Source organism: Streptomyces sp. TE5632 (assembly GCF_054061295.1).
Genome location: NZ_JBSSEA010000003.1, coordinates 254333 through 273540 on the forward strand (window position 1 = coordinate 254333; position 19208 = coordinate 273540).

Genomic DNA, 19208 nt, shown 5'->3' on the forward strand with positions numbered 1-19208 from the left:
TTCCCCGACCGGTACGGATGACCCCGTGACCTCCTTCGCTCCGGACTCGATCGTCCTGAACCGCAAGTTGCCGCTCTGGTATCAGGTGTCGCAGTCGCTGCGCGCCTCGATCCTCAGCCGCTCACCCCAGGACCCGCTGCGCCTGCCCACCGAGGAACAACTGGCCGGGCACTACGGGGTGAGCGTGCTGACCATGCGGCAGGCGCTGAAGGAACTGGAGGACGAGGGGCTGATCACGCGGCACCGCCGGCGCGGCACGTTCATCGAGCCGGATGCCCGGCGGGGCGCCCCGGTGCGCCTGCTGGGCTCGGTGGACGCGATCGTGGCCCAGCAGTCCGGTATGACGACCGAACTGCTGGAGCACGGCCCGGTGCCGGTGCCGGCCGAACTCACCGAGTACTTCCCGGACTTGTCCGAGGCGGCGGCGTACCACCGGCTGCGCAGCGACGAGAGGACGGGAGAGCCGACCAACCACGCCCGCAACTACGTCCGGCCCGAACTGGCCACCCGTATCGACCTGGACGACCTGGTGCGCTGGCCGATGACCAAGGTGCTGCGGGATGCCGTCGGGGCTGACATCAGCCGCATCACGGACATCGTGGAGGCGCGGCTCGCGGACCCGGAGACGGCCCGGCTGCTCCAGGTCCCGCTGCTCAGCCCGATCCTGCACTACACCGGGATCACGTACGACACCGACGGCCGGCCCCTGGACGTGGCCGTCATCAACTACCGGGGCGACCGCTTCTCCTTCACGGTGACCCTGGAAGCCACCTGATCCGGTCGGCCCTTCAGGCCGTACGATGCCCAGCGTGACGCACGACGACGCTCCGCTGCTGGCGGACCTCATGCCGTGGTCCGTCGCACCGCCGCGTCTCGGCCGGGGGTGGCCGGCGGCCCCCGACCCGGCGGCCCTGAAGGCCCGTTGGGACGCCCTGCTGAAAGCCGTGGGGCCCGACCGGGAAGCCCTGTTCCAGCCGACGCGTTCGCGGACGGTGCACACGGCGGTCGGGCAACTGCCGGGCCGGTCGGGCGGCACGGAGAAGCTGGCGCGCGCCTCGGGCCCGTGCCCCGAGCCGGTCCGCGTGCTGCACTCCCCCTTCGACGAGCGGTGGCTGATCCCCGACCAGCGGTTGATCGACGCGGCCCGCCCCGAACTGTGGCGGGTGACCGACGAGCGGCAGGTCTTCGTCGTCGAGGCCACCACGGGGCGGAGCGACCGTATGCGGGGTGAACGCACGCGGAGCGACCGCCCGCCGGGTGGATGCGCCGGGAGCGGCGGGGCCGGCGCCGACGGCCCCGCCGGTCCGCTGCTGCTCGCCACGTCCCTGCTGCCGGTGCTGCGTCCCGGCCGTGTCCGCCCGCTGTACCGCCGGCCCGGAGGCACGGAACCGAACCTGGCCCCGACCCTGTCCGGGCACCTCGCGGCACGGCTCGGCCGGGAGGTCCCGGCCGTCGACGTGCTCGCCTGGACGATGGCCGTGGTGCGCAACGGGCCCGGCGGGCTCACGGTGCCGCTCACCGGGGACGCCGAGGTGTGGGCCACGGGCGTGGAGATGGGTCACCGGCTGCTGTGGCTGATGCGGCGCGACGGGGAGCGCCCCCGGCTCCCGGGCGGACGCCGCCCCTACGTCCGGGCCCCGCTCCCCTCCCGACCGCTGACCGTGCGCTACGACCCCGACGCGGAGGTCCTGTTCCTCGACGAGGGCCGCATCTCACCGGTGCCGCCGACGGCCTGGGAGTTCGAGGTGGCCGGGGTCCGGGTGCTGGAGCGCTGGTGCGCGGCCCGCACGGACGAGGCCGAGCCGGGCACCCTGGACGCGATCCGTCCGGCCGTCTGGCCGCAGACCTGGACCTCGGAGCTCCTGGAGCTGATCACGATCCTCGCACTCATGGCCGAACTGCGCCCGCGTCAGGTCGCCTTGAGGAACCGTTTGGCGGCCGACCCGATCACGTCGACGGAGCTGCACCGGGCCGGCGTGCTCCCGGCGCCGAGATCCGCGCACCGGCCCGCCTCGGTACTGGACGCCCACGAGGAGGGACCGGAGGGCCAACTCGCCCTGCTCTGACGCGCCGGACAGCGGCGCGCCGCCCGGACCGCGACGGAGGCGGACGCGACGAGTACGACAGGGGGCGACACGGCGGGACCGTGGGCCGGGGAAGGGGTGTGGAAGGGGGGCGACGTGCCGGTGCTCGGGGTGTGCGTCGTGTGCCGTGGGGTGACAGGGGACGCGCGTGGTGCCGCGCCAGGACGGTGGGCCCGTCCGGGCGCGGGTCTAACGGCTGCCGAACAGGGAGCGACGCAGCCGACGCAGCGGAGCGAAGAGCGAGACACGGCTCGTCCGTTCCCGCACGCCTCTGACTCCGTGGTCGCGTGCGGTCAGCTCACGCATCAGCGACGTCGCCTCGACCGTCTCCCGCTGCGGGACGGCGGGTCCCGCCAGCACCGAGAGGTGGCGGTCCAGGCGCGTACTGGTCGCGCTGCTTCCACAGGTGATCGCAGGGACCCTGGCCCTGCTGTGCACCGTTATCCGTTCCATGTCACTCCCCACCCGTACGAGTCCACCCCGGGCAGGGTAACCCTATCGCCCCGTACGGGGACTCGTGTATCGCGGTCGCAGGATTCACCTTCCCCGTAAGGAGGTTGACGAACACTCGACGATTACTCTCCGAATCCGACCGTTTTCAGGGCGAGTTGGACGACAGGCTGGGTGGTGGGCTGCGGAGATCCACCGTCAGGCTCGACGGTCACGGCGAGTGACGTCGCGGATGTGTCGAGGTCGGAGGCGACCAGGGGCGTGTCGGCCTCGAAGAGCCCCAGGGAGCGCGGTTCGGCGCCCGGGCGCATCAGCCACAGTTGGCGCACACGTCCGTTCGGCGGGTTGCCGTATCCGCCGAGGGTGACGACCGCGCTCCCCGCCGATACGGAAGCGATCACTCCGATCGTGCCGCCCGCAGCGCCCCGGCCGCTGCTCGCGCGGGCGTCCGGGGCCGCGAGAACGTGTGCGATCTCACGTGAACGGTCCCGTTCGGCGTTCAGTTCGTCCTGGGTCCGGTCCGCCTGGACGGCGAACAGCGAGGCGACGACGAGGGCCGCGGCAGCCGTGGCCGTCGCGAAGGGGACGAACAGCGGCATCCCGCGCCGCTCACGGACCGGCGGCGGGGACTCGGCACCCCATGTGCGGGGCGGCAGTTGCGGGGCACGCGCGCGTATCTGTTCCCGGGGCCCGGACACGGCTTCGGGGGCGGAGTCCTGCGGGGTGGTCCGTACGGCGGCCAGCACCCGGTCGCGCAGGGCGGGCGGCGCCGGGGCGGCGGTGGACCAGGCGAGGCGGACGGCGTCCTCGGCCAGGACGCGCACCTCGGCGGCGCAGCGGCGGCAGGCGCTCAGGTGCCTCTCGAAGCGGACGCGCTCGGCGGGTTCCAGCGCGTCGAGCGCGTAGGGGGCGGCCAGTGAGTGGAGGTCCCCTCGGCGCGACAACCGGTCCAGGACGCTCATGCGGCACTTCCCAGGCAGTCACGCAGTCGGGTGAGGCCGTCGCGCATCCGTGTCTTGACCGTGCCCAGCGGCAGGGAGAGCCGCTCGGCCACCTCACGGTAGGTGTAGCCGTCGTAGTAGGCGAGGGTGACCGACTGCCGCTGCAGGGCGGTGAGGCGGTCCAGGCAGCGGCGCACCCACTCGCGTTCCAGGCCGGCCTCGACCTCCTCGGTGACCTGGTCGAACGCGGGCCCGCTGCCGTGCCGGGCGGCCTCCCGCCGCTCGCGCTCGTCGGCCGCGCGGGCACTGCGCACCCGGTCGACGGCCCGGCGGTGGGCGAGCGTGAGGACCCAGGACAGCGCGCTGCCCCGTCCGGGGTCGAACCGGGCGGCGGAGCGCCAGAGTTCGAGCAGCACCTCCTGCGCGACCTCCTCCGACTGGGCGGGATCGCGCACCACCCGCCGCACGAGCCCGTACACCGGCCCGGACACCAGCCCGTACAGCGTCTCGAATGCCTTCTGGTCGCCGCCTGCCACTCGCACCAGAAGCTCGTCCGCCTCCAACACGCCTCCCTTCTCCCGGCCCCGCGGGGCCACCTGGTCGCACGAGGCATGCGCCATGAGCATCCCTCCGGAGGGGAAGTACGGATCAGCGGCCCGAAAACGCGGGTCGAGCAGCGGGAAATGTCTCGTCGCGCGGTACGACCTCACGGCGGTCGCGCTCGTGCGCCGGAGCGCACCCCGGGGGTCGGCGTGCGCCGTCGTGGCCCTGGAGGCCGGATTGCCGTCCAGGGGGGCGGCATCCGCACTCGGCTGAGTTACTTTCATGAGGAAACGGAGAATTCGCCCGGATGCGATGGGGGGCGCCATGTCCGAGGAACCAGGCAGTGAGCGGGTGGTCGCGGGCCGGTACCGGCTGCTGTCCCCGCTGGGCGAGGGCGGTATGGGAACCGTGTGGCGGGCCCGCGACGAGGTGCTGCACCGCGAGGTCGCCGTCAAGGAGGTACGTGCCCCGGCCGGACTGCCGGCGTCCGACGTGGAGCGGATGTACGCCCGGCTCGAGCGGGAGGCGTGGGCGGCCGCCCGGATCACCGACCGCAATGTGGTGACGGTGTACGACGTGGCGACCGAGGGCGGTCGTCCGTGGATCGTCATGGAACTGGTCCGCGGTCTTTCCCTGGCCGATGTCCTGGAAGCCGAGGGCCCACTGGACCCGCAGCGCGCCGCGCACGTCGGCGCGGAGGTGCTCGCCGCGCTGCGCGCCGCGCACGGTGCCGGGGTGTTGCACCGGGACGTGAAGCCCGCCAACGTGCTGATCGCGAACGACGGGCGGATCGTGCTCACCGACTTCGGGATCGCCGTGGTCGAGGGCAGCTCCGCGCTGACCATGACCGGGGAGGTCGTCGGATCACCCGAGTTCCTCGCCCCGGAGCGGGCGCTGGGCCGCACCCCCGGCCCCGAGTCGGACCTGTGGTCGCTCGGTGTACTGCTGTACGCGTCGGTGGAGGGCTGTTCGCCGTTCCGTCAGGACACCCCACTGAGCACCCTGCGTGCGATCGTCGACGAGGAACTGCCGCCGCCGCGCCGGGCCGGGCCGCTGGCCCCGGTCGTCGAGGGGCTGTTGCGCAAGGACCCGGCCGAGCGGCTGTCGGCGGCGCGGGCGCAGCAGGACCTGCGGCTCGTCGCCGCCGGGGGTACCCCCTCCCGGGGAGGCACGCCCCGCGCCGGCACGGCGGGGTCGGCGCCGTACATCCCCACCGTCACCACGCACCCCCACCCGCACGGAGCCACTGCCTCTCCCCCGCCCCTGCCCCTGCCCCCGACCCCGACTCCGGCGGCCGGGGCCACCGAAACCACCCGCCCCTGGCGTGGCCGCCGTACCGCCGCCGTCCTGATCGCGGGCGTGGCCGTACTGGTCCTGGCGCTGGCCGGGCTGACGTACGCGCTGCTGAACCGCGGGAACGGCGGGGACGCTCACGGCACCGGCCCCCGGGGAGGCGGCGCGAGTTCGTCCGTACGGACCGGCGACGAGAACCAGGACAAGGGCGGCGGGGAGACGGCCGGGCGGACCGACGGACCGGCCCCGACCGACTCCGCGAGCGGCAACGGCAACGGCAACGGCAACGGCAACGACGAGACCACCCCGCCGCCGCAGTCGGTACGGGTGACGGTGGAGGGCGCGCACACGGAGTACTCCGGGGTCTGTCCGCCGCCGAGGGAGCGGGCACCGGCGTTCACGGCGACGTTCACGGTGGGCCGGCTGCCCGCGGAGGTGTCCTACCGCTGGGTGTCCGAGGACGGTTCGGTGGCCGACCGGGGGTGGCGGACGCTGTCGTTCCCACGGGACGGCGGGCGCACCAAGCGGGACACGGTGATCGTGACGACGTACTCGACGACCGGGATGTTCGAGAACTGGATCGGTGTGGAGGTGCGGGAGCCGGTGCGCACGACGTCCGACTCGGTGCCGTTCTCGGTGACGTGCGAGACGGAGGCCCCGTCGGACGGGGCCTCCCCTTCTTCTTCCGGTTCGGTGGCCGCCCCCTGAGCGGACGGCCACCGGGGTCTTGCGTCCGGATCAGGCCGCGCTGTTGAGCACCGGGAGGTAGCCGCCGGACTGGCCGGCCGCCTTCGGGTGGTAGGACTCACCGATGTTGAGCCAGTTCACGCTGTGCAGCCAGGAGTTGGCGGAACAGATCTCGTGGCCGGTGAAGGGGGTGCGTACGTCGCCGAAGGTGAAGGCGTGTGCGCGGGCGCGCTGGGCGATGGTGGTGGCGAGGAGGTCGGCCGCGTCGTTGATCGCCTTCCGCTTGGTCTCGGAGAGGCCGACGCAGGACGTGCCGAGCTGGTAGAAGCGGGGGTAGCCGAGGACGACGACATGGGCGTTCGGGGCCCGGGTGCGGATGGCCGAGTAGACGCTGTCGAGCCGACCGGGCAGCGTCGACTCGACGTACGCCCGCGCGGTGGCGATCCGCGAGAGACAGGTGCTTTCGGACTGGAGCACACAGGTCGTCATGACGTCGGCGAAACCGGCGTCGTTGCCGCCCACGCTGATCGAGACGAGTCCGGTGGTGGCACTGAGCGGGCCGAGCTGCCCGGAGACGACGTCATTGGTCCGCGCGCCCGAGCAGGCGGTGAAGTCGAAGGACGAGGGTGAGTTGGCGGCGGCCCAGAGGTAGGGGTGGGCCTTCGTGCTGCGCTTGCAGTCGCCGCTGGAGCCGATGTAGCTGCCGGCTCCGACGCCGGAGGAGTAGGAGTCGCCGAGCGCCACATAGCCGTCGGCGGCCTGTGGGGAAGCCTGCGCCGTGGCTGCCCCGGTGAGGGCGGTCGCGACGGCGAGGAGGAGTGAGCCGAGAAGGACGGAAAGTCGGGAACGTCTCATGGAACCTCCCTGTAGCAGGATCTCTGCCGCAACTTTCATAGCAACTACGCGCGTTGACTGGAAGTGTCCATGCCAAAACTGTGACTTCCCCCAAGGAGCAGGCGGCTTGCCCGCTTCGGACCTCATCCGGGCAGGCCCGTTCAATCCCGGACGAATTCAGGCCTTAGGGCCGTTCGGGCCTTGACGCCCACAACGGGCTGCGCCACATTGAAGCCCGGCATCCGGCGCTTCGGGGGGCAAAGTCGGCCATGCAGACCATGCGGATCATGCAGACCATCGGCGTCAACTCGTCTTCACCGAGGCCTTCTTCGGAACCCGCCGGTCCAGGATCTTCCGGCCGGCCGGCCGGAAGGCCTTCTTCGTGCGGGCCGGGACCATCCGGCCAGAGGCGCACGTGACAGCCGAACCAACAAAAACGTGAGATCTGACTCCAGGTCTTGCCATACGGTTTCAATCATCAATACCGTCGCACATTGCGATACATCTCACTCGCACCGGTTCGTCAGTATGCGGCTCCAGGGGAGGGCTCAGGACCGCGACGAACCGAGGCGGGGCGCGGTAGGGGGGTGCCGTGCTCGGTGACCGCAACGGTGACCGAGCCGTGCCGCGCGGTCGGCCGTCGCATTCTGCGGCCGGCCAGTTTTGCCAGCTCACCCGGCGTGCGCGGAACTCCGTTCCGTCGTGCCGCGGGTGAGAACCCCCCTTTCGAACCGGACGAATAGCCGGGCCACCCGGGGGCGGGCGGCCCACCGGACGAGAGGGACCAGACTCATGAGTTCCGTTCTGCAGCCGGCGACCGCGGACGAGAATCCGCCGGCCACCGGAAAGTACCGGCCCGTCTCCTCGCACCTGGCCATCGCACCGCCGGTGAGCGTGGTGATACCGGCCATGAACGAGGCGGAGAACCTGCCGTACGTCTTCAAGACGCTTCCCGACTGGATCCACGAAGTGGTCCTGGTCGACGGCAACTCCACCGACAACACCGTCGAAGTGGCCCGCGGGTTGTGGCCGGACGTCAAGGTCGTCGAACAGCGCGGCAAGGGCAAGGGGGACGCCCTGAACGCCGGGTTCCAGGCCTGCACCGGCGACATCATCGTGATGGTCGACGCGGACGGCTCGGCCGACGGCAACGAGATCGTGTCGTATGTCTCCGCCCTCGTCTCGGGCGCCGACTTCGCCAAGGGGTCCCGCTTCGCCAACGGCGGCGGCACCGACGACATGACCTTCATCCGCAAGCTCGGCAACCGGGTCCTGTGCGGCGTCGTCAACCGCAAGTTCGGCGCCCGCTACACCGACCTCTGCTACGGCTACAACGCGTTCTGGCGGCACTGCCTGGACAAGATCGACCTCGACTGCACCGGCTTCGAGGTCGAGACCCTGATGAACATCCGGGTCGTCAAGGCCGGGCTGAGAGTGCAGGAGATACCCAGCCACGAGTACCTGCGCATCCACGGCACGAGCAATCTGCGGGCCGTGCGGGACGGGTTCCGCGTCCTCGGGGTGATCCTCGGGGAACGCTCCAACCGGCGTGCCCTGCGCCGCCGTCCGCATCACTCACCGCTGCTCGAAACGGTCCGGGGGAAGGTGTCTTGAGCGATCCCGGCATCCCCGGTGTCCCCGGTGTCCCCGACAACTGTGGTGACACCGGGATCTCGGTCGTGATCTGCGCCTACACCGAGGACCGCTGGGAGGATGTCCTCGCGGCGGTCGCCTCGGTGCGGGCGCAGTCCCGGCCGGCCCTGGAGACCCTGCTGGTCGTGGACCACAACCAGGTTCTGCTGGACCGTCTGGTCAAGGAGTACAAGGACACCGACGACGTGCGGGTGCTCGCCAACGCGGGCCCCCGCGGCCTGTCCGCCGGCCGCAACACCGGTATCGCCGCCTCGCGCGGTGAGATCGTCGCGTTCCTCGACGACGACGCCGTGGCCGAACGCGACTGGCTCAGGCACTTCGCCGAGGGCTACGCCGATCCGCGGGTGATGGCGGTCGGCGGGCGCACCGAGCCCGTCTGGGCGTCGGGCCGGCGCCCCGGCTGGTTCCCCGAGGAGTTCGACTGGGTGGTGGGCTGCACATACCGGGGGCTGCCGCGCGGGCGGGTGCGGGTGCGCAACGTCCTCGGCGGCAACGCCTCCTTCCGGCGCAGCGCCTTCGACGCCGCGGGCGGCTTCGCCACCGGTATCGGGCGGGACGGCGACAAGCGCCCGCTGGGCGGGGAGGAGACGGAGTTGTGCATCCGCCTCAGCCGCGCCCGGCCCGACGCGGTCCTGCTGATCGACGACCGCGCGGTGATCCACCACCGGGTGCCCCATGTCCGCGAGCACTTCCGCTACTTCCGCACCCGCACCTACGCCGAAGGGCTGTCCAAGGCGCTGGTGGCGCGGAGCGTCGGCACCGGGAAGGGGCTGGAGTCGGAACGCCGGTACGCCACGCGTGTCCTGCCGGCCGGGGTGGTACGGGGGTTGCGCGACGCCCTGCTGGCCCGGCCGGGTGGCGCGGGACGCGCGGGCGCCATCGTCGCCGGGGTGCTCACGGCGGCGGGCGGATACGTGGTGGGGAGCGTCCGGGCCCGGCGGGGCGGGGTCACGTTCTCCGTGGTGGACGTCGGCGGCGAGGTCCGCCGTGCCGGGGAGCGTCCGGTCGGGGAGCGTCCGGTCGGGGAGCAAGGGGGCGCCCGTGGCCGACGTGACTGACGAACGCGTCCCGATCCTCATGTACCACTCGGTGGCCACCGAGCCCAACGACGCCACCCGCGCGCTGTCCGTGACCCCGCAGGCGTTCGCCGAGCAGATGACGGTGATCGCCGAGCGGGGCCTCACCCCCGTGGACACGGCGGAACTGGCCGCCTGCTGGCGCACGGGACGCCCGCTGCCCGAGCGGCCGGTGCTCGTCACGTTCGACGACGGCTACGAGGGCGTGCACCGGCACGCCCTGCCCGTGCTCGCCCGGCACGGCTTCCCGGCCACCCTGTTCGTCTCCACGGGATGGCTCCGGGGACCGTACGACACCGGCGGCGGCCTGGACACCATGCTGGACTGGGACCAGGTGCGCGAACTGGCCGACGCGGGGGTGGAGATCGGCGGCCACAGCCACAGCCACCCACAGCTCGACCAGCTCGACGACCGGCGGCTGCGCTCCGAGCTGATCCTCTGCAAGGAGATCGTCTCGGACCAACTGGGCCGTGCGCCCGCCTCGTTCGCCTATCCCTACGGCTACTCCAGCCGCCGGGTGCGGGAGGCGGTGCGGGAGACGGGGTACGCGCAGGCGCTCGCCGTCGGCAACGGTCTCGCCCGCCGTGCCCAGGGGCCGTACGCGCTGCGGCGGGTCACCGTGCGCCGGTCGACGGACACCGCCGAGTTCGAACGGCTGGTGGAAGGCCGCGCCCTCAGCCGTGTGTTCGTCCGGGACCGGGCCCTGACCAAGGGGTACGCGGTGGTCCGCCGGGCGCGGCACGCGCGACGGCTGGCGGCGCACGGTCTGCGATGACACCGTCCGGCACGCCCGGGCCGGCCACCGCCCCGGGCGGCCCGGGCGGTCCGCGCGCCCACGGAAACCGGGTGCGCGGGGCGCCCGGGTGACCGATCATGGCGGCATGCCTGCAGACCCGTGCGACGCCCTGCCGATCCGGCTCAACGTCGACGACAGCGACTCCCCGTCCGACGTCGTCGACGCGCTGTTCCTCGGCCGCTTCGCCACGGGCGAGCAGCCGTTCGCGCACGCGGCCACCATCGACCGGGTGCGCTCCGCCGCGACCCTGCTGCCCACCGGCGCCGAGGTGCTGCGGGTCGCCCGGGACGACGACCGGAGCGCCACCCTGGCCGAGGGCGACGGCTGGACTCTGCTGGTCTCCCGCTGGAACCGGGGCGCCGACGTCACCGTCACCGCGACCACCGCCGAACTCGCGGCGAAGATCCTGGACGAGGCGACGGACGGCGCGGCGGACGAACCGGAACCGCAGCCGGAGAACGTGCCCATGGGATTCTGGTACGTCTCCCCGCGCCGTGGTCCGCACCGCACCACACGGCAGATCTCCGCGGGCACCTGGGACGAGATCCGGCCCAACTACACCGCGCCGGTGGCCCACGCGATGGACCGACTGATGGAGACCACGCCCGAGGACATCGCGGGCCGGCTGCTCCTGCTGCACGGCCCGCCGGGCACCGGCAAGACGTCCGCGCTGCGCACACTGGCCCGTTCCTGGCGGGACTGGTGCCAGGTGGACTGCGTCCTGGACCCCGAGCGGCTCTTCTCCGACGTCGGTTATCTGATGGACATCGCCATCGGCGAGGAGGACACGGCGGGGAAGGGGCGCTGGCGGCTGCTGCTGCTGGAGGACTGCGACGAGCTGATCCGCGGCGAGGCCAAGCACACCGCGGGACAGGCCCTGTCCCGGCTGCTCAACCTCACCGACGGCCTGCTCGGCCAGGGCCGCAACGTCCTGGTCGGCGTCACCACCAACGAGGACCTGGAGCGCCTCCATCCGGCCGTCGTCCGTCCGGGCCGCTGCCTCGCCCGCATCGAGGTGGGGCCGCTGACCCGGACGGAGGCGGTGGACTGGCTGGGCCACGAGGACGGCGTCGGCCGCGAGGGCGCCACCCTGGCCGAGCTGTACGCCCTGCGCCGGGGCACCTCCCCGACGGCACTGCCGGAGCCGCGCGGGAGGGCGGAGGCAGGGCTGTACCTGTAGCCGTCCGCGGCTACCTCCCGTAGGCCGCCCGCGGCTTACCCCCTGTAGGCCGCCCGCAGCGCGTCCCGTGCGGCGGCCAGGGCCGCTTCCTCGCTCAGCCCGAGCCTCCGCACCCGCTCCGCGTAGGCCTGGGCCGCCGACGCCGTCTCCCGCTCCGCGGCGGAACCCGCGGCGGCGACGAACGTGCCGTTGCGGCCGCGGGTCTCGATCACGCCGTCCGCCTCCAGCGCACGGTAGGCCTTGGCCACCGTGTTCGCGGCGAGGCCGAGCGTCTCGGCCAGGCCCCGCACCGTCGGCAGCCGGTAGCCCACCGGCAGGGCTCCCGACCGTGCCTGCTCGGAGATCCGCGCCCGCACCTGCTCGTACGGGGGCGCGCTGTCGTCGATATGGATCTTCAGGGTCACGGCCCGATTGTCCCGCACCCTGCGGAAAATGAGAGGCAGCACCAGCGCGTCCCTGCGTAACGTGCGCCCCCATGGCCATCATCGTGCGCGACCTGCGCCCCGAAGTCCGGGCCGACGTGGAGGGGTTCTCCCACGTCCGCAGGCTCGCCATCCCGTTCATGCTGTCCACCCCCGAGTCCGTGCTGCACCATCTGCGGCGCTCCCACCCCGACGCCCACTTCGGGCAGCTCGTCGCCGAGGAGGACGGGGAGATCATCGGCACCGTCCAGCTCAGCCTCGCCCACGACAGTCCGGAGCCCGGTCAGGGCTCCGCCAACGTCTACGTACGGGCGGACAGGGCCCGGCGCGGCGCCGGGTCGTTGCTGCTGCGCGCCGCCGAGGAGCGCCTGGCCGCCCTCGGCGCCCGCAAGGTCTACGCCTGGGTCATGGACGCCCCGGACAACCGCGCGTTCGCCGAGCTGCGCGGCTACCGGGCCAGCCGGTCGGCGTACTTCCTGCGGCTGGACCTGGCCGGCGGCACCCTGCCGCCGCTCCAGGATCCGCCGCCCGGCGTCGAACTGCGCACCGGCGCCGACTTCGCCGACGACCCGCGCCCGCTGTTCGTCCTGGACGCGGAGACCTCGTCGGACGAACCGAGCGACATCGACACCGAGTTCGCCGACTACGAGGCATGGCTCGAGGAGACCTGGCGGCACCCGCTGCTCGATCCCGCCCTGACCACGGTCGCGGTGGTCGACGGCAGCCCCGCCGCCTTCACCGCGGCCTACACCGACGGCGCCGGCCGCTACAGCACCGCCATGACCGGTACCGCCCGCGTCCACCGCGGCCGGGGCCTGGCCAAACTCGCCAAGAACGCCTCCCTGCACCGCGCCCGCGCCGCCGGGTGCACGGAGGCCTTCACGGGCAACGACACCGGGAACGAACCGATGATCGCGATCAACAAGTGGTTCGGCTACGAAATCTGCGCAACGGAGGTACGCCATGTCCGCGAACTCGTCTGAGAGCCCCTCACACGTCGAGGTCGTCCTCGTCAAGGCGGGCCGCACCAAGATCCGCTACCCCGCCGACCTCCTCTCCGACGACGGCACCCGCGTCACCGTGCGTGCCCCCTGGGCGGGCGACGGCACCCGCGACTTCGGCTTCGTCCGCTTCGAACCCGGTGACGTCTTCACCGAGCACTACTGGCGCGACCGGTGGTACTCCGTGAAGGAGGTGCGCACCGCCGGGGGCACCCTCAAGGGCCACTACTGCGACATCACCCGCCCGGCCGTGCTCACCGGTACGGAGCTGGTGGTCGAGGACCTCGACCTGGACCTGTGGCGCTCCGCCGACGGCACGGACGTACGACGGCTCGACGAGGACGAGTTCGCAGCGAGCGGCCTCCCGCAGACGGACCCCCGGGCGGCGGCCACCGCCGTCGCCGCCCTCGACGAACTGGAAGCCCGAGCCCGCGGGGGCGACTTCGACGCGCTCCTGAAGTGAGGAGGTGGGTCGGCCGGGCCCGTCTCACTCCGGCATCGCGACCACCGCGTACCGCTCGTCCCCCACCTCCCTCCCCCACAGCGCCGTCTCGTCCGACAGCCCCTCGACCCGCACCTGTCCGGCGAGCGGGGCGAGGAGCGAGGTGAGCCGGTCCTTCGGTATGCCGGCCGGACTCACCGTGCCCCAGACTCCCTCCACCAGCACGAGCCGGCCGCCGGGACGCAGCAGCTCCCGCCAGTGCCGCAGCACCCGGGCCGGATCGGGCAGTGTCCACAGCACATGCCGCACGAGAACGACGTCGTAACGCCGATCCCCCGTCGGGGGCGCCGCGGCGTCACCGAGGAGGAACACCGCGTCGCGTCCGGCGAGCTTCTCCCGGGCGAGCGTCACCATGGCCGGGGACCGGTCGACTCCGGTCACCCGGTGTCCCTGCTCGGCGGCGAGCAGGGACAGGCTGCCGGTGCCGCAGCCGAGGTCGAGGACATCGCTCGCCCGAGCGGGCAGCCAGGAACGCAGCCGCCCGGCCCAGGCCTCGCGCACCCGGGGATCGCGCAGCCCGTGGTCCGGTTCCTCGTCGAAGGCCGCGGCCGCCAGGTCCCAGTCGACACCCACCGTGCCCGTGACGTCACTGTCGTCGGTCATGGGGCAAGAGTGGCAGCTGCCACTGACAATCGATTCGTGATCGGGGCCACAGACAGATCGGGATCGATGAGGAACTCTCCCCCGAAAGGTCCACCTCTGCGAGACCGCGGTGTCCGTGGACCCCGGAGGAGGCAGCCATGCGCCGTGTCACCGCACAGAAGCCCCCGAAGAAGACGGAAGCCCGCCGGATCCGCGAGAAGACCGACGAGCCCGCGGCCACACGCCCGGAGATCCGCGAGGACATCGCCCGCACCTGGTGGCCGGACGGCTGAGCCTGTGCGGTCGGCGGCGTCCGTCACGCCGCTCGCGCTTCTACCTGATCTCAGCCTGAGCGCTTCCTTAACGCGGCCATAAGGATCTCCTCGCACAGCCTCTGCCAGGCGATCTCACTGTTCCTTGGGGCTAGTTTCTGACCCGTCCCCCCACGGGATTCCCCCAAGTCCAGTGATCGTTCCGAGGAGTTGCTGCCCCATGACCGCACGCCGCAGGGCCGCTGTCGCCGCCGTCGGTATCGTCCCGCTCGCCCTGACCGGCCTGTCCGCCGCACCGGCGGCCGCGCACGGTTCGATGGGCGACCCGGTCAGCAGGGTCGCGCAGTGCTTCGCCGAGGGTCCGGAGAGCCCGAAGTCGGCGGCGTGCCGGGCGGCGGTCGCGGCCGGCGGCACCCAGGCGCTCTACGACTGGAACGGCATACGCATCGGCGACGCGGGCGGACGCCACGAGGAGCTCATCCCCGACGGCAAGCTGTGCAGTGCGAACAACGAGGCGTTCAAGGGGCTCGACCTGGTCCGCGACGACTGGCCGACCACTTCGGTGAGCAGCGGCTCGTACACCTTCAAGTACCGGGTGACCGCCCCGCACAAGGGCACCTTCGAGGTGTACATCACCAAGCCCGGCTACGACCCGTCCAAGCCGCTGGGCTGGGGCGACCTGGATCTGGCGAACCCGGTGGCGACGTCCACCGACCCGGCCGCCTCCGGCGGTTTCTACACGTTCACCGGCACCCTCCCCGAGCGCTCCGGCAAGCAGCTGCTGTACGCGGTGTGGCAGCGTTCGGACAGCCCGGAGGCGTTCTACTCCTGCTCGGACGTCACGTTCGGCGGGGCGAACGGGAGCACCGCTGGAAGCGGTGCCGAGTCCGGCGGCGACACTCCCAAGAGCGCGGCCGCCCCGGCGCCGGTCGCCTCCGCGCCCTCCGAGAAGCAGGTCGAGGACGGTGCCGAGAAGTCGACCATCGAGAACCACGGGCACGGGGACGACGACCCGCACACCACGGCGCAGCCGACCCCGGCGGCCGACGACGCCTCCGGTGACACCGCGGACGACGGCTCCGACGCGACGGCCGACGACACCACCGGGACCACCCCCAACCAGCCCAAGGCGGCCGGTGCTTCGGAGAACCTCGCGGAGACCGGGGGCGACGGGAACACCCCGTACCTGATGGTCGGCGGAGCCGCGGCGCTGGCGCTCGGTTCGGCGGCGCTGTTCGCCTCCAACCGGCGGCGTGCGGCGAGCGGACGGAACGGCCGCTGACCCGACTCCGCCCGTACCCGGGGGCCTGTCCGGCGGCTCAGGCCGGACAGGCCCCCGGCACGCGTGTCACCGACCGCACGTGTCACCGGCTGCACGTGTCACCGGCTACACGTGTCAGCTGAACACCGAAGCGCAGGTGGTGGGTTGGGCGTGGGCCGGGTCGAGGGCGTTGGCGACTTCGTGGAAGGCGATCCGGTCGAGCACCCCGATCGCCAGATGCTCGGACAGGTCGAGCGGGCACAGGTCCTGGAGCAGGACGTTGCGCACGTTCGGCCCGCTCAGGTACTGGCTGCGGTAGGGGGTGACCACCTCGTCGTACCGGGTGGCGAGGACGGTGTAGCGGACGCCGGGCACGGTGTCGCCGCCCGCGTTCAGCTTGGCGAGGAAGGCGGATCCGGCGATCTGCTGGGCGAGTGCGGGGGTGTTCTCGTTCAGCAGGTCCCCGGCGCCCGGGAAGTAGGGCAGCAGGTTGGTGAGGCCGCCGAGGGTGGTGCCGTGATTGCTGGGCGCGATCCCGACGAGGGCGTTCACCTCGTCGGCTCCGCCGAGGAACTTGAGGTAGTAGCGGGGCATCATGCCGCCCTGCGAGTGCCCGACGAGGTCGGCCTTGGTGGCGCCGGTCGCGGCGAGCACCTTGTCGACGAAGGCGTCGAGCTGTTCCGCGGACCGCTCGATGGGGCCGAGGCCGTGGAAGAGGGGGACGCCGGCGAGCTGGCCGTAGTCGAGGGAGAAGACGCAGTAGCCGCGGTGCTTCAGATAGGGCGCGAGGCCCAGCCAGTTGTCGACGGAGTTCCCGAAGGTGCCGTGGACCAGGACGACGGGACGGGGATGGGCGGCGGACGGCTTGCAGGTGTAGTCGTTCCAGCCCGAGCTGGGTGCAGCCGCGGCGTGGGCGCCGGTGGTGGGGACGGTGAGGGCCGCGGTGGCCAGCAGCAGTGCGGCCAGCGGTCTGGCCACTCGCTTCCAGGGCAGCATCGAGTGATCTCCTTGCGCGTCGAGGGGAGAATGCGACGGCCTTGCGCCCTGTGACCCGGATCACGAGGATGTTGTTCACTCGTCAAGTTACGGGTGAGTAGCCACACAGGGAAGTTACGCGTCAGTAAAAACTTCCCGTGGCGGCCGACGACGTGCGACGCCACCTGATAATGAGTCACCAAGCGGGACGAAAAGGCCCGTTGGGTGCAATGTGCAGCAGACCTGCGCGCAGCAACCGCGCTTCCCGCACCGGGCGGGCACACGAAAACGTCCCGCCCCTCACGTGGAGGGACGGGACGTCCGTGTGCGTACCGCAGGTACTACGGGTACCGCGGGTGGATCAGCCGATCTGGGTGCCGGTCGCCGAGAGGGCCTCCGTCACCGGCTGGAAGAAGGTCGTGCCGCCGGAGGTGCAGTTGCCGCTGCCGCCGGAGGTCAGACCCACCGCGCTGCTGCCCGAGAAGAGTGAGCCGCCGCTGTCGCCCGGCTCGGCGCAGACGTCGGTCTGGATCAGCCCGTTGACGATGTCGCCGTTGCCGTAGTTCACGGTGGCGTCCAGGCCCGTGACCGTACCGGAGTGCACCTGGGTCGTGGAGCCGCTGCGGGTGACCTGCATGCCGACGGTGGCATCGGCGGCGCCGGAAATCGCCCGTGTGGAGCCGTCGTAGAGGTTCACCTCACTCGGGTGGTCCACGTCGGCGGTGTACTTGACCAGGCCGTAGTCGTCGCCCGGGAAGCTGGACGCCTCGTTCTCGCCGATCACGTTGCCGGAGGAGTCCGACCACGTGGAGATGCCCTCGGTGCAGTGCCCGGCGGTGAGGAAGAACGGCTCGCCGCCCTTGGTCACGTTGAAACCGAGCGAGCAGCGGCCGCCGTTGCCGGTGATGGCGTCGCCGCCTGCGACGAAGGTCTTGAACTCATCCTTGGTGCGCTGGAGTTCGGCCTTGGCCCCGAGCCCGTCGACGACCTTCGTCAGGGCGGCCCACTCGGCCTCGGAGACCGTGCGGTCCGCGGTGACGACGACCTTGTTGGTGGTCGGGTCGGTCACCCAGGAGGTGCCCGGGATGGTCGCGTCCTGCTTGAGGGTGGTGTGCGCGTTCTTCAGCTCCGCGAGGGAGTTCGCCACGACTCTCGCCTTGGCGCCGGCCGCCTCGACGGTCTCGGCGGCGGCCTCGTCGAGCACGTTCACCACGAGGCTCTTGCTCTTCGCGTCGTAGTACGTTCCCGCCGCGTCGGCGCCGAGGTCCTCGGCGAGCGTCGAGGCGAGGTTTCCGGCCGCCGCGATCGAGAGAGTCCGGGGCGTGGAAGCCTCCGGGGTCTCGCTGGCGTTCGCAGTCTGGAAGGTGATTCCCGCGGCGACCAGTGCGGTGATGCCCGCACCCGTCATGGCAACGCGCCGCTTGGGTATGCGTCGGTGCTTCAACTCACGTCCTCCTGTGGGGGGACGGTCCGGGAGGTTGTGGGGACCTCACGGACCGGAAGGCGTACGGCTACGGGGGCGGCACACAAAAAGCCGCACCCCTGCCGGTTGAACGCCGCCCACTATTCCGATGCCCACCGGGAGCACACAAGGTCGACTTCAGGACGCGCGTACGGCAACGTCCGTGCGCCCCCCATGTCCTGACAGGTCATGGACACGCAGGTCGGTTCACATCGCAAACGCTACGAGCGAGTAACCCGCAGGGGGATTCAGGGGGTCTGGCCCTGGCTTGAATTCAACCCCTCCTGGTCCACATTCGAGCGGGACGGGGCGGACTGACGTTGCTCCACCGAGCCCTGGGCCGGCTGCTGGGCGGACCGTTCCAGGAAGCGCAGCAGCTCCACCGGGAAGGGCAGCACCAGCGTGGAGTTCTTCTCGGCGGACACCGCCACGATGGTCTGCAGCAGCCGCAGCTGCAGCGCGGAGGGGGTGTCCGCCATCTGCTGGGCGGCCTCGGCCAGTTTCTTCGACGCCTGGAGTTCGGCGTCGGCGTTGATGACCCGGGCCCGCCGCTCGCGGTCGGCCTCCGCCTGCCGGGCCATGGACCGCTTCATCGTCTCGGGCAGCGAGACGTCCTTGATCTCGACCCGGTCGATCTGCACGCCCCAGCCGACCGCCGGGCTGTCGATCATCAGCTCCAGGCCCTCGTTGAGCTTCTCCCGGTTGGACAGCAGGTCGTCGAGGTCGCTCTTGCCGATGATCGAGCGCAGTGAGGTCTGCGCCATCTGGGAGACCGCGAACCGGTAGTCCTCCACGTTGATGAGCGCGGCGGAGGCGTTGACGACCTTGAAGTAGACGACCGCGTCCACCCGTACGGTGACGTTGTCCCGGGTGATGCCCTCCTGTGCGGGGATCGGCATCGTGACGATCTGCAGATTGACCTTGTGCAGCCGGTCCACGAACGGAACGACCAGGGTGAGCCCCGGCCCCCGCACCTGGGGGCGGAGCCTGCCGAGCCGGAGGACCACCCCGCGCTCGTACTGCTTGACGACCCGCGCCGCCGACATCAGACCGACCGCTCCGGCGGACGCCAGCGCCACTCCCGCCGTCACCAGTTCCTCGACCATCACGGCCCCCCAGGGTCCGAAGTGGCGCATCAGGTGATCCCGCGACCGGCGCCGCCCGGCGCGTCCTGGTGTGTGTCCCTCGACGGTA

At 71.8% G+C, this 19208-nt stretch carries 20 protein-coding genes; 11 read left to right on the forward strand and 9 right to left on the reverse strand.

All coding sequences use genetic code 11. From position 1 onward, the window contains the following. Nucleotides 1-25: 25 nt before the first annotated feature. Together ACVW19_RS06235 and ACVW19_RS06240 are read left to right on the forward strand one after the other, a co-directional pair. A complete protein-coding gene (locus ACVW19_RS06235) occupies nt 26-775 on the forward strand; it encodes a GntR family transcriptional regulator (RefSeq protein ID WP_457457343.1) in 750 nt (249 codons plus the stop codon). A gap of 25 nt (nt 776-800) precedes the next feature. After that, nucleotides 801-2066, forward strand: coding sequence for a type ISP restriction/modification enzyme (locus ACVW19_RS06240; protein ID WP_457457345.1), 1266 nt, complete (start codon nt 801-803; stop codon nt 2064-2066). Between the two features lie 207 nt (nt 2067-2273). Here the strand turns inward: ACVW19_RS06240 and ACVW19_RS06245 are convergent, their stop codons facing one another. From ACVW19_RS06245 to ACVW19_RS06255, 3 genes are all read right to left on the reverse strand, one after another. Then, nucleotides 2274-2537, reverse strand: coding sequence for a hypothetical protein (locus ACVW19_RS06245; RefSeq protein WP_457457347.1), 264 nt, complete (start codon nt 2535-2537; stop codon nt 2274-2276). A 122-nt stretch (nt 2538-2659) separates the two neighbouring features. Then, on the reverse strand, nt 2660-3496 hold the full coding sequence (locus tag ACVW19_RS06250; protein WP_457457349.1) for an anti-sigma factor: 837 nt from the start codon (nt 3494-3496) through the stop codon (nt 2660-2662). Next, a complete protein-coding gene (locus ACVW19_RS06255) occupies nt 3493-4038 on the reverse strand; it encodes a sigma-70 family RNA polymerase sigma factor (RefSeq protein ID WP_457464459.1) in 546 nt (181 codons plus the stop codon). Before ACVW19_RS06255 ends, ACVW19_RS06250 begins: the two co-directional genes overlap by 4 nt. 304 nt (nt 4039-4342) lie before the next feature. On the opposite strand from ACVW19_RS06255, the gene ACVW19_RS06260 reads away from it, so the two are divergent. Next, on the forward strand, nt 4343-6019 hold the full coding sequence (locus ACVW19_RS06260; RefSeq protein ID WP_457457350.1) for a serine/threonine-protein kinase: 1677 nt from the start codon (nt 4343-4345) through the stop codon (nt 6017-6019). Between the two features lie 30 nt (nt 6020-6049). On the opposite strand, the gene ACVW19_RS06265 is transcribed toward ACVW19_RS06260, so the two are convergent. Further along, nucleotides 6050-6853, reverse strand: a complete 804-nt coding sequence (locus ACVW19_RS06265) for an SGNH/GDSL hydrolase family protein (RefSeq protein WP_457457352.1) — start codon at nt 6851-6853, stop codon at nt 6050-6052. 771 nt (nt 6854-7624) lie between these two features. On the opposite strand from ACVW19_RS06265, the gene ACVW19_RS06270 reads away from it, so the two are divergent. The 4 genes from ACVW19_RS06270 (at nt 7625) to ACVW19_RS06285 (ending at nt 11537) form a co-directional block, all read left to right on the forward strand. Then, nucleotides 7625-8446 (forward strand): glycosyltransferase family 2 protein, encoded by an 822-nt coding sequence (locus ACVW19_RS06270; RefSeq protein ID WP_457457354.1) that lies wholly within the window; start codon nt 7625-7627, stop codon nt 8444-8446. Then, a complete protein-coding gene (locus ACVW19_RS06275; RefSeq protein ID WP_457457356.1) occupies nt 8443-9543 on the forward strand; it encodes a glycosyltransferase in 1101 nt (366 codons plus the stop codon). Before ACVW19_RS06270 ends, ACVW19_RS06275 begins: the two co-directional genes overlap by 4 nt. After that, nucleotides 9536-10336 carry a polysaccharide deacetylase family protein gene (locus ACVW19_RS06280; RefSeq protein ID WP_457464461.1) on the forward strand — a complete coding sequence of 267 codons (801 nt, stop codon included), beginning with the start codon at nt 9536-9538 and terminating at the stop codon, nt 10334-10336. Before ACVW19_RS06275 ends, ACVW19_RS06280 begins: the two co-directional genes overlap by 8 nt. Nucleotides 10337-10442: 106 nt before the next feature. Further along, complete coding sequence (locus ACVW19_RS06285) at nt 10443-11537, forward strand: DUF5925 domain-containing protein (protein ID WP_457457358.1); 1095 nt, start codon at nt 10443-10445, stop codon at nt 11535-11537. A 35-nt stretch (nt 11538-11572) separates the two neighbouring features. Here ACVW19_RS06285 and ACVW19_RS06290 read toward each other — a convergent pair whose 3' ends face one another. Further along, on the reverse strand, nt 11573-11941 hold the full coding sequence (locus tag ACVW19_RS06290; protein WP_457457360.1) for a GntR family transcriptional regulator: 369 nt from the start codon (nt 11939-11941) through the stop codon (nt 11573-11575). A 71-nt stretch (nt 11942-12012) separates the two neighbouring features. Between ACVW19_RS06290 and ACVW19_RS06295 the strand changes: the two genes are divergently transcribed. Further along, nucleotides 12013-12942: a GNAT family N-acetyltransferase gene (locus ACVW19_RS06295; protein ID WP_457457362.1), complete on the forward strand. Its 930-nt coding sequence runs from the start codon at nt 12013-12015 to the stop codon at nt 12940-12942. Beyond that, nucleotides 12923-13423, forward strand: coding sequence for a DUF402 domain-containing protein (locus tag ACVW19_RS06300; protein ID WP_457457364.1), 501 nt, complete (start codon nt 12923-12925; stop codon nt 13421-13423). Before ACVW19_RS06295 ends, ACVW19_RS06300 begins: the two co-directional genes overlap by 20 nt. A gap of 24 nt (nt 13424-13447) precedes the next feature. On the opposite strand, the gene ACVW19_RS06305 is transcribed toward ACVW19_RS06300, so the two are convergent. Then, nucleotides 13448-14065 carry a class I SAM-dependent methyltransferase gene (locus ACVW19_RS06305; RefSeq protein ID WP_457457365.1) on the reverse strand — a complete coding sequence of 206 codons (618 nt, stop codon included), beginning with the start codon at nt 14063-14065 and terminating at the stop codon, nt 13448-13450. A gap of 137 nt (nt 14066-14202) precedes the next feature. On the opposite strand from ACVW19_RS06305, the gene ACVW19_RS06310 reads away from it, so the two are divergent. Together ACVW19_RS06310 and ACVW19_RS06315 are read left to right on the forward strand one after the other, a co-directional pair. Continuing rightward, entirely contained in the window at nt 14203-14337 is a 135-nt protein-coding gene (locus ACVW19_RS06310) for a hypothetical protein (RefSeq protein WP_457457367.1), read from the forward strand. 199 nt (nt 14338-14536) lie between these two features. Beyond that, nucleotides 14537-15598, forward strand: coding sequence for a lytic polysaccharide monooxygenase auxiliary activity family 9 protein (locus tag ACVW19_RS06315; RefSeq protein ID WP_457457368.1), 1062 nt, complete (start codon nt 14537-14539; stop codon nt 15596-15598). 114 nt (nt 15599-15712) lie between these two features. Here ACVW19_RS06315 and ACVW19_RS06320 read toward each other — a convergent pair whose 3' ends face one another. From ACVW19_RS06320 to ACVW19_RS06330, 3 genes are all read right to left on the reverse strand, one after another. Beyond that, the gene (locus ACVW19_RS06320; protein WP_457457370.1) at nt 15713-16573 is read right to left on the reverse strand and encodes an esterase/lipase family protein; all 861 of its coding nucleotides are present in this window, start codon (nt 16571-16573) and stop codon (nt 15713-15715) included. 340 nt (nt 16574-16913) lie between these two features. After that, entirely contained in the window at nt 16914-17996 is a 1083-nt protein-coding gene (locus tag ACVW19_RS06325) for a S1 family peptidase (protein WP_457457371.1), read from the reverse strand. A gap of 266 nt (nt 17997-18262) precedes the next feature. Beyond that, complete coding sequence (locus ACVW19_RS06330) at nt 18263-19120, reverse strand: slipin family protein (RefSeq protein WP_457464462.1); 858 nt, start codon at nt 19118-19120, stop codon at nt 18263-18265. Between the last annotated feature and the right edge of the window lie 88 nt (nt 19121-19208).